We start from the raw sequence: 16700 nt of genomic DNA on the forward strand, positions 1-16700 counted from the left end.
ATATCATAGTATATTATTTTCGTCAACAAGTTTTTTAAGATAATTTGTATCTCTCATTTGCTGACTCTGCCTATTATATAGAGTTTTCTATCGCTATGCAAGTATTATTATAAAAAAATAAAGAGGGGAGAAATCTCCCCTCTTATTCTTCTGAAGAAACCTCTTCGCTTGTTTCTTCCTCATCATCTTTTTGTGCTTTTGCTACTGTCGCTACCTCTTGCTCATCCTCTAAACGAATTAGACGAACACCTTGTGTATTACGTCCCATTTGAGAGATTTGATCAACTGGCATACGAATAATAACGCCTGCCGCTGTAATTAGCATGATGTCTTCTTCACCTGTTACAGACTTAACTGCTACTAATTTACCGTTCTTATCTGTAATGTTACAAGTCTTCAGACCTTTACCGCCACGACTTTGTAGACGATATTCATCAATCGGTGTACGCTTTCCGTAACCATTTTTCGTTACAATTAGAACATTTACATCCTCTTCGACAATTTCCATGCCTACGACTTGATCTTCATCACCTAATGTAATTGCTTTTACACCAGCCGCATTACGTCCCATAGAACGTACATCTTGCTCGTTAAAGCGAATTAACATACCATTGCTTGTTCCTACAATAATATCCTTATCACCAGATGTTAAACGTACAGATATTACTTCATCCTCTTCACGAAGAGAGATTGCAATTAAACCATTCGTACGTATATTCGCAAATGATGAAAGTGGTGTTCTCTTAGAAATACCTTGTTTTGTTGTGAAGAATAAGAATTCATCGTCACCAAATTCCCGAATTGGAATAATGGCGTTGATCCATTCACCCTTATCTACACCTAATAGGTTAATAATCGGTATACCTTTTGCTGTACGGCTATACTCTGGGATTTCATATCCTTTCGTACGGTATACTTTACCCTTATTAGTGAAGAATAAAATATGATCATGCGTAGAAGTAGTTAATAAATGCTCTACGAAATCATCATCATTTGTTCCCATTCCTTGCACACCACGTCCACCACGGTTCTGTGTTTTGTACGTAGAAGCTGGCAACCTCTTAATATAACCATTATGAGTTAACGTAATAGCGATGTTTTGCTCTGGAATCAAATCTTCATCTTCAATAAATTCCATGCCACCAATTGTAATTTCCGTTCGTCTCTTATCATTGAAGCGCTCTTTAACTTCCGTTAGTTCTTCACGAATAATCTCAAGAACTTTCTCTTCATCTGCTAAGATTGCTTTTAATTCAGCGATTAACTTCATTAAGTCTTGATATTCTTGCTCAATTTTTTCACGTTCTAATCCTGTTAAACGTTGCAGACGCATATCTAAAATTGCTTGTGCTTGTTTCTCACTTAAACCGAAACGTTCCATTAAGCCTTGCTTTGCAATATCTGCTGTTTTCGAACTACGAATTAACGTAATAACTTCATCAAGATGATCTAGAGCAATTCGTAATCCTTCTAAAATATGAGCACGCGCCTCTGCTTTTTCTAATTCATAAGCAGTACGTCGACGAATTACTACCTTCTGATGCTCCAAGTAATGATATAAATTTTGTTTTAAATTCAACACTTGTGGCTCTCCATTTACAAGAGACAACATATTAATACCGAAACTTGTTTGAAGTGCTGTATGTTTATATAGATTATTTAATAGTACATTGGCATTGGCATCACGGCGTACTTCCATAACAATACGCATACCGTTTCGATCTGACTCATCACGTAAATCCGTAATACCTTCGATTTTCTTATCACGAACTAATTCTGCAATTTTTTCAATTAATCGCGCCTTATTCACTTGATAAGGTAGTTCAGTTACGAGAATAGATTGTTTACCATTTGACTTCTCTTCAATTTCAACTTTAGCTCGAAGCATAATAGAGCCTCTACCTGTTTCATATGCTCTTCGAATCCCACTTCGTCCCAAAATTAAACCTGCTGTTGGAAAATCTGGTCCTGGAATAAACTCCATTAATTCAGCAATCGTAATATCGGGGTTATGGCTTAGTGCCAATACACCATCAATTACTTCACCGAGTTGATGCGGTGGAATATTTGTTGCCATACCAACCGCAATACCCGTCGTACCATTCACTAATAAATTAGGGAAACGCGCTGGCAATACAATTGGCTCTCTTTCAGAACCATCATAGTTATCTTGATAATCAATCGTATTTTTTGAAATATCACGTATTAATTCCATAGAAATCTTAGACATTCTTGCTTCTGTATAACGCATTGCTGCTGCTGAATCACCATCAACAGAACCGAAGTTACCATGCCCATCAACAAGCATATAACGTTGGCTAAAATCTTGCGCCATACGTACCATCGTCTCATAAACAGCTGAATCACCGTGAGGGTGATACTTACCGATTACTTCACCGACAATACGTGCTGATTTCTTATACGCTTTATCAGCTGTAATTCCTAAATCATTCATCGCATATAAAACCCTACGATGCACAGGTTTTAATCCATCACGAACATCTGGTAATGCACGAGATACGATAACACTCATTGCGTAATCTAAAAATGAGGTACGCATTTCATGACTAATATTAATTTCTCGAATTCGTGCTTGTTGTTGATTGTCTGACATCAACGAGCACCTCCTCTTACATTTCCGTTACACATACATTGATTTATATGTAGAAGACAGGAATACTTAGATTCCTGTCATTACTCATTTAAATATCAAGGTTTTTCACGTATTTTGCATTTTCTTGGATAAAGTTACGACGTGGCTCTACTTTATCTCCCATTAAAATTTCAAATGTTTCATCCGCTTCAATTGCATCTTGAAGAGAAACTTGAAGTAATGAACGTACTTCTGGGTCCATTGTTGTCTCCCATAACTGAGTTGGATTCATTTCCCCTAGACCTTTATAACGCTGAATCCCTGGCTTAGGTTGTGCTGGTAATTCCGCTAAGATTTTTTCAAGTTCTTTATCATTATAAGCATATTGAATTTTCTTACCTTGTTGTACTTTAAACAAAGGTGGCTGTGCGATATATATATAACCGCACTCAATTATTTGACGCATATAACGATAGAAGAACGTTAATAATAGGGTACGAATATGTGCACCATCAACATCGGCATCGGTCATAATAATAACTTTATGATAACGTGCTTTTTCAATATCGAAGTCTCCGCCGATATTTGTACCGATCGCTGTAATAATTGTACGAACTTCATCATTTGATAAAATCTTATCTAAGCGTGCCTTTTCAACATTAATAATTTTACCCTTCAGCGGTAAAATCGCTTGGAAATGACGATCGCGCCCTTGTTTTGCAGATCCACCCGCAGAGTCACCCTCTACGATATAAATTTCACTAATTGCTGGATCTTTAGAAGAACAGTCTGCCAATTTCCCTGGTAAACTTGAAACTTCTAAAGCACTCTTTCGGCGAGTTAACTCACGAGCCTTTTTAGCTGCTACACGCGCACGCGCTGCCATCGTACCTTTATCTATAATTTTACGTGCAACATTGGGATTTTCCAGTAAGAACTTTTCAAATGCCTCTGAGAATACTGACTCTGTAATTGTTCTTGCTTCGCTATTTCCAAGTTTCGTCTTCGTTTGTCCTTCGAATTGTGGATTCGGATGTTTAATTGACACAATTGCCGTTAAACCTTCACGAACATCTTCACCAGTTAAATTACTATCCGCATCTTTTAAAATATTATTTTTACGACCATAATCGTTGATCACGCGAGTTAAGGCTGTTTTAAATCCTACCTCATGTGTACCACCTTCATACGTATGAATATTATTCGTAAATGAGTAAATATGATTTGTATATCCTTCGTTATATTGAAGCGCAACTTCAACCTGAATACCGTCTTTTGACCCTTCTACATATACAGGTTCTTCATGAATTGGCTGTTTTGAACGATTTAAATGTTCAACATATGATTTAATTCCACCTTCATAGTGAAACTCTTTCTTTTGCTTATGTTCACGCTTATCTTCAATTGTTAATTTAATATTACGATTTAAAAATGCCAGCTCACGCATACGAGTCGCTAACGTATCAAATTCATATTCTGTCGTTTCTTTAAAAATCTCTGGGTCCGGCTTAAAGCGAGTTATTGTTCCAGTTTTATCTGTATCACCGATGACTTTTAAATCTGCAGCTGGAATACCTCTTTCATACTTTTGATAATGGATTTTTCCATCACGATGTACAAATACTTCTAGTTCTGTTGATAAGGCATTTACAACAGATGCACCAACACCATGCAAACCACCAGAAACCTTGTAACCACCACCGCCAAATTTACCTCCGGCGTGAAGGACAGTCATGATAACTTCTACTGCAGGACGTCCCATTTTTTCTTGTATACCAACTGGAATACCACGTCCATTATCCGTTACAAGAATACTATTATCTTCTTCGATACTAACGTTAATTTCATCACAATACCCTGCAAGTGCTTCATCAATACTATTATCGACAATTTCCCACACAAGATGGTGAAGTCCTTTTCCACTTGTAGATCCAATATACATCCCAGGGCGTTTTCGAACTGCTTCTAGTCCTTCAAGTACCTGTATCTGACTTTCATCATACGAATTTTCTTCCATTTGTTTTTGTTCCATTGACACAAAGATCACCTACTTTTCCATTTAAACAGGGATTACGCCCTATCTATTTCACAATCTACCGTGCCGTTCGTTACATGAATTGTTTTCGCTTCTTTTAATGTTTCGTGTTCAATTCCGTCGACACTCGTCGTTGTCACAAATGTTTGCACTTTTCCTTGAATTGTATTTAACAGATGCGATTGACGATAATCATCTAATTCTGATAATACATCATCCAATAAAAGAATCGGATATTCCTTAACTTCTGAGTAAATCAATTCAATTTCAGCTAATTTTAGGGACAGTGCGGTCGTTCGTTGTTGTCCTTGCGAACCAAAGACTTGAACATTTTTACTATTAACGAAGAATTGTAAATCATCACGATGAGGACCAATTAAAGTCGTACCACGGAAAATCTCACGTTGTTTCACAGATTGAAAATTTTCATAGTATACTTCTTTTATTTTCGACAAATCCATTGATTCTGATACATCTACGCTTGGTTTATAGACAATTTCTAATTCTTCTAATCCACGGCTTATACCGCGATGAATTGGAGCTGCCCATTCTTGTAGTAAATGCAAAAATTCAAACCGTTTTTGCAATATTTTTGTACCATGCTCAATAAGTTGAAGTGTAAATACATCCAACATCGTTTCCTCATTCTTACTATTCCCTTGCATTTTTTTCAGCAAGTGATTTCGTTGCGTGAGCACCTTTTGATATTGACTCAATTCATACAAATAGACTGGAGCTATTTGGCCTAATTCCATATCTAAAAAGCGTCTTCTTACTTGAGGGCTTCCTTTTACAAGATTTAAATCTTCTGGGGCAAACATGACAACATTCATCATGCCAATATATTGACTCAATTTTTGTTGTTCAAGTTGATTTAATTTTGCCTTTTTACCTTTTTTCGAAATATTTAATTCCAAAGACAAAGAACTATTTCTCTTTTGTAATTTCCCTTTAATTTGACCGAAATCTTCATCCCAGCGGATAAGCTCGCGATCATTAGAGGTTCTATGAGATTTCGCCATCGCTAAAACATAAATAGCTTCCATCAAATTCGTTTTCCCTTGCGCGTTTTCACCGATAATTACATTTACTTTATCTTCAAAGGAAAGCTCTAACTTTTCATAATTGCGATAGTTTTTTAATTGTATTTCTGAAATAAACAAAGGGCTCCCCCTTTATGCCTGAACTTGGAAACTTCCGCTTCCTGGAATTTCAATAATATCGTTCGCATATAGTTTGCGACCTCTTCTATTTTCAAGTTCTTGATTCACGTACACTTCATATTCTTGTAAAAACCATTTTACAGCGCCACCTGTATCAATTACATCGGCTAACTTTAAAAATTGTCCTAGTGTAATATACTCTGTTGAAATTTTAATACGTTTCATAAAATCGCTCACTTTCTGAAAGTGTTCATTCTTTCATTGTACTAAATAAACTAACATTAGGAAAGTAATACCCAAAAATCAAATAAGGGCCACTAGCATCTGAAAACTAGCAACCCTTACTTCTTACTTAGTAAGTACGAACAGGTAAAATTAATTGAATAATGGACTCATCATTTACTGTACGAATTAAGAATGGTCTCATTGCGCCAGTAAAGCTAATTTTAATTTCAGTACTATCTAAGGCTTTTAGTGCATCCATCATATATTTTGCACTAAAAGATATTTTTAACTCTTCCCCATCTACTTTTTCACATTGAACTTCTTCTACTACTTTCCCGATTTCTGGTGAATTCGAAGAAATTTCCAGCATTTCCTGTTCTAAAGTTGATAATTTTACAACATTATTACGACCATCTCTTGCTAATAGAGATGCACGATCAATTGCTTGTAAAAATTCTTTTGTATTTACAAAAATATCTGTTTTACTCTCGGCTGGAATTAAACGAGTTGTATCAGGATAATTCCCTTCTAATAATCTTGAGAAGAATAATAAATGTTTTGTACGGAATAATACTTGATACTCCGTAATAACGATATCTACCATTTCTTCAGACTCATCTAGAATTTTGCTTAATTCATTTAAGCTTTTACCAGGGATAACAACATTTGCTTGGAATTCATCTGCAATGTTATATCCTTCGATTTTTGCTTTTCGAAGAGCCAACCTGTGACTATCTGTAGCAATGCAAGTTAATTCGCTGTTATATACCTTCCAGTTTACACCTGTCAAGATCGGTCTTGTTTCAGAAGTGGAAACTGCGAATACAGTTTGTCTGATCATATGTTTTAGTAAATCTGTTGGAATCTTAAAAACATGATGTTCTTCAATTTGTGGTAACAATGGATATTCAGCAGAATCTAAACCATTTAAATTAAACTCTGACTTTCCAGAAGTTATTTTTGTCATAAAATGATTTTCCACTGAAATTTCGACAGTCTCTTTAGGTAATTTTTTTACAATCTCACTAAAATATTTTGCTTGTAAAACAATACTGCCTGATTGTGCTACTTCTACGATTTCTTTTCCATCTTCTTCAACTGGGATAAAAGATTCGATAGAAATATCCGCATCGCTTCCTGTTAACGTAACTCCTTCTTCCGTAGCGACAACTTTAATTCCTGTAAGGATCGGAATTGTTGTACGAGAAGAAACTGCCTTCATTACATCTTGTACACTTCTTACAAGATAGTCTTTTTGTATTGTAAAACGCATAAAGAAAAACCTCCGGTAAGTATAAGATTTTATTTAATTAATAAAGATAAAAAAATAGTAGTAATAGTAGTAGGGCTTGTGGATATGTGGATAACTCCGTTGAAGGATGTAAAAACAGTCTATCTACATGTGGATAGACTGTGCGTAAAACAAGGAAAGTTATTCACACTATTCAGCTACTACTTTAAAATATCGTTAATTTCTTCAACTTGCTTTTGTAATTGCGTATCTGTTTTAAGCAGCTTAGAAATTTTTTCATGGGCATGGATAACTGTTGTATGATCACGTCCACCGAATTCTTCACCTATTTTAGGTAAGGAGGAGTCTGTAAGTTCGCGTGATAAATACATTGCAATTTGGCGAGGGAAGGCAACTGATTTTGTTCGCTTTTTCGCCTTGAAATCTTCCAGTTTTATTTGGTAAACATCCCCGACAGCCTTTTGAATATCATAAATAGAGATAATTTTTGGTTTAGAATTTGGAATAATATCTTTAAGTGCCTCAGCAGCTAAATCAGCATTAATATCTTTGTTAATTAAAGATGAATAAGCTACAACTCGGATGAGTGCACCTTCTAGTTCACGAATATTTGAATCGATTTGATTTGCAATATAAAGCATAACCTCATTTGGTATATCGAGTCCTTCAGCCTTTGCTTTTTTACGTAAAATTGCAATTCGTGTTTCTAAATCTGGTGGCGTAATATCCGTAATGAGTCCCCATTCAAAGCGAGAACGAAGACGATCTTCTAAAGTTGGAATTTCTTTTGGTGGCCGATCACTTGAAATTACAATTTGTTTACTTTCTTCGTGTAATGCATTGAATGTATGGAAAAACTCTTCTTGAGTTTGTTCTTTTCCTGCTAGAAATTGAATATCATCTATCAATAAAACATCTACATTGCGGTATTTATTACGAAAATCGACCGCTTTATTATCACGAATAGAATTAATGAACTCATTTGTAAATTTTTCTGATGATAAATATACAACCTTCGCGTTTGGGTTATGTTCAATTACATAATGACCAATTGCATGCATTAAATGGGTCTTTCCAAGTCCAACTCCCCCATAAATAAAGAGGGGATTATATGCTTTAGCTGGCGCTTCGGCTACGGCCAATGAAGCAGCGTGGGCAAAACGGTTACCAGAGCCAATAACAAATGTATCAAACGTATATTTTGGATTTAGCATACTCTGTGGTAAATGATTAGAATCATCCTGTGCTGAATTTGGTTTAGAAGGAGGAAGATCAATCTCCTCTTCAGTTTGACTTTGGGGAATAATAAAGCGAATAGCTAACTTTGCCCCTGTTAAATCATAAAGTGTTTCCGAAATTAGCTCTGAATAATGAGATTCTAACCAATCACGAGCGAATTCATTTGGAGCTGTAATTGTTAATACGTCTTTCTTTAAATTATGTGCGGTTGTTGATTTTAACCATGTTTCATAACTAGGTTTACTGACCTTTTTTTCTAGTTCTTTTAAGGCGCTGTTCCATAAATCAGAGATGTTTTCCAAAGGTGTCCCTCCTTTACTAAGATGGTAAAAGAATAAGGTTGCGCAACAAATGTACAACCTAAATAAATATAAAATGTATATTTATACGAAACGTATTTTAAAACCTAAAAACGTCGTTTGTATATGAGATAGGGTTTTCGACAAAAAAAGTAAATGTGGATAATCATTTACCCACATGTGATTAAAACTGTCCACATGTTATACACAAATTGTGGATAAGATAAAGATGTGGAAAACTTATTCAAAGTGAAAACACAACTATAATATCAAAAAAAAGTAGCTATAGCAATGAAATTAAGAAAGTTATCCACAAAATCAATACCTTGTGGAATAAACTTGTCCACAACACGATATACTGTGTAAAAGTACGAAAAGAGTTTGTGGATATAAAAAACAAGAAAAAACATTTATCCACAAGGAAATATGGGGTCTGTGAAAAAGTATGTGAATAGGTTCAAAATGAATATTTGATGAAAATTTCAAGAACCATTGACATTTTCCTAGTTGATTAACTATAATTTATAAGACTGTCTTTAACAGATATTCCTCAGGGAGGTGTCATATAATGAAAAGAACTTACCAACCAAATAAACGTAAGCGCAGCAAAGTACATGGTTTCCGCAGCCGTATGAGCACAGCGAACGGACGTAAAGTGCTAGCAGCTCGTCGTCGTAAAGGAAGAAAAGTATTATCTGCGTAGACCACTGATCGTTCAGTGGTCTTTTTTTCTAATAATAGTGAATTTCCGCTGATGAACTACAGGAGTGTCAATTGATATGAAGAAAAAACATCGTATAAAAAAGAATGATGAATTCCAGACGGTTTTTCAAAAAGGAAAATCTTATGCGAATCGTCAGCTTGTTGTCTATCAACTAGATAAAGAAGGACAGCCAAACTTTCGTATTGGCCTTTCTGTCAGCAAGAAAATAGGAAATGCAGTAGTGCGTAACCGAATTAAACGTATGATTCGCCAGTCGATCACAGAATTAAAAGATGAGATAGATTCTGGAAAAGATTTTGTTATAATAGCAAGGAAGCCTTGTGCAGAGATGACATATGAAGAATTAAAGAAAAGCTTAATTCATGTCTTTAAACGCTCTGGTATGAAAAGAATAAAAAAGTAGCGTAAGGAAATGAATTACACTATATACATACCGATACAAGGAGGAGTAGGCTTTGAAAAAGAAATTAGGTTTACTAGCCATGGTTATTGCATTAATGGCGATTACTGCTGGCTGTAGTGAAGTAAAACAGCCAATTACACCAAAAAGCACTGGAATTTGGAATGAATACTTCGTATACCCGCTTTCTCAGTTAATTACGTATTTTGCCAACTTATTTGGTAGTAATTACGGTTTAGCAATCGTTGTTACGACTCTTATTATTCGTTTTGCATTATTACCATTAATGATTAAACAAACAAAGAGTACGAAAGCAATGCAAGCGTTACAACCAGAAATGGTGAAGTTAAAAGAGAAATATAGCTCTAAAGATCAAGCAACACAGCAGAAACTACAACAAGAAATGATGCAGTTATATCAAAAAAATGGTGTAAACCCATTAGCAGGATGTTTACCAATCTTTGTTCAGATGCCTATTTTATTCGCGTTTTACCATGCGATTATGAGAACAGCAGAAATTAGTAAGCATACATTTTTATGGTTCGACTTAGGACAGGCAGATCCGTACTATATCTTACCGGTTGTTGCGGCAATTACGACATTTATTCAGCAAAAGCTTGCAATGGCAGGAACAGCTGGTCAAAACCCGCAAATGGCAATGATGATTTGGCTTATGCCAATTATGATTTTAGTCTTTGCAATTAACTTCCCAGCTGCATTATCACTTTACTGGGTTGTTGGTAATATCTTTGGTATCGCTCAAATGTACTTGATCAAGGGGCCAGAAATTAAGGCTAGTAAGGCAGGAGGATCAAGCAAGTGAGTATAATTACTGCTAAAGGACAAACAGTCGAGCTGGCAGTACAAGATGCTTTAAGGCAACTAAATGTTTCAAAAGACCGAGTAGATATAAATATTATCGATGGGGGTAAAAGAGGGTTCTTAGGTTTATTTGGGAATCGACCTGCAGTAGTAGAAGTTGTATTGAAGAAAGATCCAATTCAAGAATGTGAAGAATATTTAAAAAATGTTATTCACGATATGGGTGTGGAAACTGAGATTAGTAAAATTGTAAAAGGACGCGAAGTTGAATTTACAATTTCTGGCGAAAATATAGGTGTTTTGATTGGAAAAAGAGGAAACACCTTGAATTCTTTACAGTATTTAACAAAACTTGTGGCGAATCGTAATACGAAGCAGTATATTGGTATCACACTAGATGCTGAGAATTATCGTAGTAAAAGAAAAGGTACATTAGAAGCACTTTCTTATCGATTAGCAAAACAAGTAGTAAGTACGAAAAAAAGAGTTGTATTGGAGCCTATGCCATCTTTTGAACGAAAGATTATCCACCAAGCATTATCTAATCATCAAAATATCATTACAACTTCTGAAGGAAAAGAACCACATCGACATGTTGTAATATCTTCCAAGTGACCGGTTACTCAATTGAGTGCCGGTTTTTTTGAGGGAAAAATAGATGTGGATAACTAAAAAACACTAAACTTATCCACTGTGAATAAGTTTAGTGTTTTTCACATGAGGACATAATAAAATGAGTTATTATTCTTTTGTAGATAGGTTCGTTATGGTATTCTAATAATTTAGTGAAGAAAATAATCATGTTGAAATAGAGATAAATAAGCAAGTGAGGTGAAAGGACATGGAATTTGATACAATTGCTGCGATTTCCACGGCGCTTGGAGAGGGTGCAATTGCCATTGTTCGAGTAAGTGGGGATGATGCGGTTGAAAAAGTTAATCGTATTTTTAAAGGGAAGGATTTAACAGAGGTTCCTTCGCACACAATTCATTATGGTCATATCGTTGATTTAGATACAAATCAGGTTATTGAAGAAGTGATGGTGTCTATTATGCGTGCACCAAGGACTTTTACACGTGAAAATATAGTAGAAATTAACTGTCATGGCGGACTTGTTTCAGTAAATAAAGTATTGCAACTTATTTTAGCGCAAGGAGTACGATTAGCGGAGCCTGGTGAATTTACGAAACGTGCTTTTTTAAATGGTCGTATTGATTTATCACAAGCAGAGGCTGTTATGGACTTAATCCGCGCAAAAACAGATCGTGCAATGAACGTAGCGATTAATCAAATGGAAGGGCGTTTATCTAAATTAATTGGCCGTCTGCGTCAGGACATATTAGAAACGTTAGCTCATGTTGAGGTAAACATAGATTACCCAGAATATGATGATGTGGAAGAAATGACACATAATATTTTAATTGAGAAAGCTACACATGTTCGTACTGAAATTGCAAAAATATTAGAAACATCGAAGCAAGGAAAGATTTTACGTGAAGGTATTGCTACTGCAATCATCGGTAGACCTAACGTTGGGAAATCATCGCTATTGAATAGTCTCGTTCAGGAGAAAAAGGCAATTGTAACCGATATTGCAGGAACAACTCGTGATGTTATTGAAGAGTACGTTAATGTGCGTGGTGTACCACTTAAACTTATAGATACAGCCGGAATTCGTGAAACAGAAGATGTTGTGGAACGAATTGGTGTAGAGCGCTCAAAAGAAATGATGAGCCAAGCTGATTTAGTGTTAGTTGTCGTTAATTATAGCGAAGCTTTAACGAATGAGGATGAAGATCTATTCCGTGCTGTACAAGGAAAAGATTTCATTGTTATTGTAAATAAGACAGATTTACCGCAAGCAATCAATATGGAACGTATTACAGAATTGGCAGCGGGAAATCGTGTTATTACAACATCGTTAATTGAGGAACAAGGAATAGATGAACTTGAACAGGCAATAGCTGATTTATTCTTTGAAGGAACAATTGATTCTGCAGATGTGACATATGTTTCTAACGCGAGACATATTGGATTATTAACACAAGCAGGAAAAACAATTGGAGATGCAATTGAGGCGATAGAAAATGGTGTTCCAATTGATATGGTGCAAATTGATTTAACAAGAACGTGGGAAATACTTGGTGAAATTACTGGTGACACAGTCCATGAGAGCCTAATTGACCAGTTGTTCTCTCAATTTTGTTTAGGAAAATAATATAGAGATGTTTTAGAAAGATAGAGATTATTAGGAGGAATAAACAATGGGATACAATGCCGGTTCATACGATGTCATAGTAATCGGTGCAGGTCATGCAGGATGTGAAGCTGGTCTTGCGGCAGCACGAATGGGCTCCAAAACATTAATGTTAACAATTAACTTAGATATGGTAGCGTTTATGCCATGTAACCCTTCTGTTGGTGGACCAGCAAAAGGGATTGTTGTTCGTGAAATTGATGCATTAGGCGGAGAAATGGGACGCAACATTGATAAAACATATATTCAAATGCGTATGTTAAATACAGGTAAAGGACCAGCTGTACGTGCACTTCGAGCACAAGCAGATAAGTTCTCTTACCAGCATGAATTAAAGAAAACAATTGAAGAAACACCAAACTTAACGTTGTTCCAAGGAATGGTAGAGCGTTTAATCGTTGAAGATGGCGAATGTAAAGGGGTAATTACGCAAGCTGGTGCTGAATATACAGCAAAAACTGTTGTAATTACGACTGGAACATTTTTACGTGGTGAGATTATTATGGGAGATTTAAAATATTCGAGCGGTCCGAATAATCAACAACCATCTATTACTTTATCTGAACATTTAGAGGAGCTTGGATTTGATCTTGTTAGATTTAAAACAGGTACACCTCCGCGTGTAAATAGTAATACGATTGATTACAGTAAAACAGAAATTCAGCCAGGTGATGATAAACCACGAGCTTTCTCTTTTGAAACGACAAAATTTATTATGGATCAAATTCCATGTTGGTTGACGTATACAAGTACGGAAACACATCGTTTAATAGATGAAAACTTACATCGCTCAGCTATGTATTCTGGTATGATTAAGGGAACAGGACCTAGATATTGTCCTTCGATTGAAGACAAAGTAGTAAGGTTTAATGATAAACCACGTCATCAAATTTTCTTAGAGCCAGAAGGACGTAATACACAAGAAGTGTATGTACAAGGTTTATCCACAAGCTTACCAGAAGATGTGCAACGTGATATGCTTAGAACAATACCTGGCCTAGAAAACGTTGAAATGATGCGTACAGGTTATGCAATTGAATATGATGCAATCGTGCCAACACAACTATGGCCGACACTTGAAACGAAAAAAATCAAAAATTTATATACAGCAGGACAAATTAACGGAACTTCTGGTTACGAAGAGGCGGCAGGACAAGGGCTTATGGCTGGGATTAATGCAGCATGTCGTTCTTTAGGTAAAAAAGAAGTTATTTTAGGTCGCGCAGATGCTTATATTGGTGTCTTAATTGATGATCTTGTAACGAAAGGTACAAATGAACCATATCGTTTATTAACGTCTCGTGCAGAATATCGCCTATTATTACGCCACGATAATGCTGATCTACGTTTAACTGAAGTTGGTCGTGAAATTGGATTAATTAAAGAAGAGCGCTACGAGCGATTTACAAATAAAAAATTACAAATTGAACAGGAAAAGGAACGTTTAGGAAGCATTATTATTAAACCACGTCCTGAAGTTCAAGAATTAATTCGTAGTATTGGCGGAAGTGAATTGAAAGATGGAATACGTGCAAGTGATTTATTACGTCGTCCAGAGATGACATATGAGCATATTCATCTTTTAGTACCAAGTGAAGTAGAATTAAGTGATGAAATTACAGAACAAGTTGAAATTCAGATTAAGTACGAAGGATATATCGAAAAATCTTTACAGCAAGTAGAGCGTATGAAGAAAATGGAAAACAAAAAAATCCCTGTGGATATTGATTATGATGCAATTTCTAGTCTTGCCTCAGAAGCTAGACAGAAATTGAAAGATGTTCGTCCACTTTCAATGGGTCAGGCTTCACGTATTTCTGGCGTAAATCCAGCGGATGTTTCCATCTTGCTTGTGTATATTGAACAAGGAAAAATTGCGCGAGTATCGAACCAATAAATAGTAAGGAGATATTGTTAGATGAACATAGAACAATTTCAATCTATGCTAGAAGAGAAGGGTATCATCCTCTCTTCTAGACAGTTAGAGCAGTTCGAAATCTACTTCGAAACATTAGTAGAGTGGAATGAAAAAATGAACTTAACGGCTATTACGGAGAAAGAAGAAGTATATTTAAAACACTTTTTTGATTCCATTACCGCTGCTTTCTATTATGATTTTTCAAAACCATTCTCAATTTGTGATGTTGGTGCAGGAGCTGGCTTCCCAAGTATTCCTTTAAAAATCTGTTTCCCGCACTTAAAAGTGACAATTGTAGATTCATTGCAAAAACGTATTAACTTCTTAAATCATTTAGCACAAAAATTGGGATTAAGTGACGTTGCGTTTTGTCACGATCGTGCTGAAACATTTGGGAAAAAAGAAGGTGTACGTGAATCGTACGATATTGTAATGGCACGTGCAGTTGCGCGTCTTTCGGTATTAAGTGAATTATGTTTACCACTTGTAAAAGTTGGGGGAACATTCATTGCAATGAAAGGTGCCGCAGCAAATGAAGAAATTGAAAATGGCAAGTATGCTTTAGAGGTGCTAGGCGGGAATTTAAAAGAAATGTCTACGTTCCAATTACCGTTTGAAGAAAGTGAACGTAATATTTTATTAATCGAGAAAAAGCGCAAGACACCAAAGAAATATCCACGCAAACCGGGAACACCCAATAAATTACCTATTGAAAAATAAATCTTATTAGACGTAAGATTAAATTATATAAATGAAAACGTAAATGTTTCATAGGAAACATTTTATGGAGAATAGTCAATAGGCCTAAAAGGTGGTGGAATATGTATGAAAAATACGTTTTCTCGTTTATTTGGCTTTGGAGATAAAGAGAGCGAATTCGAATTACAAGACGAAAGCCATGAAGAAATAGATAAAAAGGTATATGAAGAAATACAGGAAATTCCGATAGTAAATATTACCCCTAACCGTTATCAACCACGAACAGTTTTTGATGATGCGCGTATTGAAGAGCTAGCATTAACGATTCGTACACACGGACTGATTCAGCCAATTGTTGTGAGGCAATATGAGGATGATAAGTACGAGATTATCGCTGGAGAAAGGCGTTTCCGTGCGGCAACAAAGTTAGGGTGGGAAAAGGTACCTGCAATTATAAAGAACTTAAATGATACAGAGACAGCTTCTGTAGCTTTAATTGAAAACTTGCAGCGTGAGGAACTAACAGCAATCGAGGAAGCTGTGGCATATCAAAAGCTAATTGAGTTACATAATTTAACACAAGAAGCATTGGCACAACGACTTGGAAAAGGACAATCCACAATCGCAAATAAGTTGCGATTGTTAAAGTTGCCTGAAGAAATAAAAGGTGCGTTATTAGAAAAAAGTATTACAGAACGCCATGCCCGTGCGCTCATTCCTTTAAAGAATGAGGAATTACAACTGAAGGTTTTACAGGAAATTGTGGAGAAACAACTGAATGTAAAGCAAACAGAGGAACGAATTGCGAAATTACTAGAGGAAGCAAAACCGAAGCGTAAGGCGAAGCAAAAAGCAGTAAGTCGAGATACGAGAATCGCCATGAATACAATTAGGCAGTCATTACAAATGGTTGCTGACAGTGGTTTAAATGTTAATTCTGAGGAAGAAGAATTTGATGAGTACTATCAAATTACAATTAAAATTCCGAAGAAAAAATAATAATGGCATGTTAGAGACCTTATCCTATTGGATAGGTCTCTTTTACTATATTTTCTTGTTAGATGAAGAAGGAGT

Annotated in this window: 14 protein-coding genes; 8 read left to right on the forward strand and 6 right to left on the reverse strand. The window is 35.8% G+C overall.

Annotated elements, in window-relative coordinates; translation table 11 throughout:
* Positions 1–142 precede the first annotated feature (142 nt).
* The 6 genes from gyrA to dnaA form a co-directional block, all read right to left on the reverse strand.
* Positions 143–2614, reverse strand: coding sequence for a DNA gyrase subunit A (gyrA, locus tag ACXY7N_RS21390; RefSeq protein ID WP_016085333.1), 2472 nt, complete (start codon positions 2612–2614; stop codon positions 143–145).
* 88 nt (positions 2615–2702) lie between these two features.
* Positions 2703–4625 carry a DNA topoisomerase (ATP-hydrolyzing) subunit B gene (gene gyrB, locus ACXY7N_RS21395; RefSeq protein WP_033659981.1) on the reverse strand — a complete coding sequence of 641 codons (1923 nt, stop codon included), beginning with the start codon at positions 4623–4625 and terminating at the stop codon, positions 2703–2705.
* A 38-nt stretch (positions 4626–4663) separates the two neighbouring features.
* Entirely contained in the window at positions 4664–5791 is a 1128-nt protein-coding gene (gene recF / locus ACXY7N_RS21400) for a DNA replication/repair protein RecF (protein ID WP_016085335.1), read from the reverse strand.
* Between the two features lie 12 nt (positions 5792–5803).
* Positions 5804–6016 carry a S4 domain-containing protein YaaA gene (gene yaaA, locus ACXY7N_RS21405; RefSeq protein WP_000821366.1) on the reverse strand — a complete coding sequence of 71 codons (213 nt, stop codon included), beginning with the start codon at positions 6014–6016 and terminating at the stop codon, positions 5804–5806.
* Between the two features lie 127 nt (positions 6017–6143).
* Positions 6144–7289, reverse strand: a complete 1146-nt coding sequence (gene dnaN, locus ACXY7N_RS21410; protein ID WP_016085336.1) for a DNA polymerase III subunit beta — start codon at positions 7287–7289, stop codon at positions 6144–6146.
* A gap of 179 nt (positions 7290–7468) precedes the next feature.
* A complete protein-coding gene (gene dnaA, locus ACXY7N_RS21415) occupies positions 7469–8809 on the reverse strand; it encodes a chromosomal replication initiator protein DnaA (protein WP_098985801.1) in 1341 nt (446 codons plus the stop codon).
* A gap of 565 nt (positions 8810–9374) precedes the next feature.
* Between dnaA and rpmH the strand changes: the two genes are divergently transcribed.
* From rpmH to noc, 8 genes are all read left to right on the forward strand, one after another.
* On the forward strand, positions 9375–9509 hold the full coding sequence (rpmH, locus tag ACXY7N_RS21420) for a 50S ribosomal protein L34 (RefSeq protein WP_000831901.1): 135 nt from the start codon (positions 9375–9377) through the stop codon (positions 9507–9509).
* 76 nt (positions 9510–9585) lie between these two features.
* Positions 9586–9933: a ribonuclease P protein component gene (gene rnpA, locus ACXY7N_RS21425; protein ID WP_016085338.1), complete on the forward strand. Its 348-nt coding sequence runs from the start codon at positions 9586–9588 to the stop codon at positions 9931–9933.
* A gap of 52 nt (positions 9934–9985) precedes the next feature.
* Entirely contained in the window at positions 9986–10753 is a 768-nt protein-coding gene (gene spoIIIJ, locus ACXY7N_RS21430) for a YidC family membrane integrase SpoIIIJ (protein ID WP_016085339.1), read from the forward strand.
* Positions 10750–11367 carry an RNA-binding cell elongation regulator Jag/EloR gene (gene jag, locus ACXY7N_RS21435; protein WP_098985802.1) on the forward strand — a complete coding sequence of 206 codons (618 nt, stop codon included), beginning with the start codon at positions 10750–10752 and terminating at the stop codon, positions 11365–11367. Before spoIIIJ ends, jag begins: the two co-directional genes overlap by 4 nt.
* A gap of 226 nt (positions 11368–11593) precedes the next feature.
* On the forward strand, positions 11594–12970 hold the full coding sequence (mnmE, locus tag ACXY7N_RS21440; protein ID WP_016085341.1) for a tRNA uridine-5-carboxymethylaminomethyl(34) synthesis GTPase MnmE: 1377 nt from the start codon (positions 11594–11596) through the stop codon (positions 12968–12970).
* A gap of 46 nt (positions 12971–13016) precedes the next feature.
* The gene (gene mnmG, locus ACXY7N_RS21445) at positions 13017–14906 is read left to right on the forward strand and encodes a tRNA uridine-5-carboxymethylaminomethyl(34) synthesis enzyme MnmG (RefSeq protein ID WP_016085342.1); all 1890 of its coding nucleotides are present in this window, start codon (positions 13017–13019) and stop codon (positions 14904–14906) included.
* A 21-nt stretch (positions 14907–14927) separates the two neighbouring features.
* Complete coding sequence (gene rsmG, locus ACXY7N_RS21450; protein WP_016085343.1) at positions 14928–15647, forward strand: 16S rRNA (guanine(527)-N(7))-methyltransferase RsmG; 720 nt, start codon at positions 14928–14930, stop codon at positions 15645–15647.
* A gap of 105 nt (positions 15648–15752) precedes the next feature.
* On the forward strand, positions 15753–16625 hold the full coding sequence (gene noc / locus ACXY7N_RS21455) for a nucleoid occlusion protein (RefSeq protein ID WP_016085344.1): 873 nt from the start codon (positions 15753–15755) through the stop codon (positions 16623–16625).
* Positions 16626–16700: the final 75 nt, after the last annotated feature.

Source organism: Bacillus sp. 5w2 (assembly GCF_054353775.1).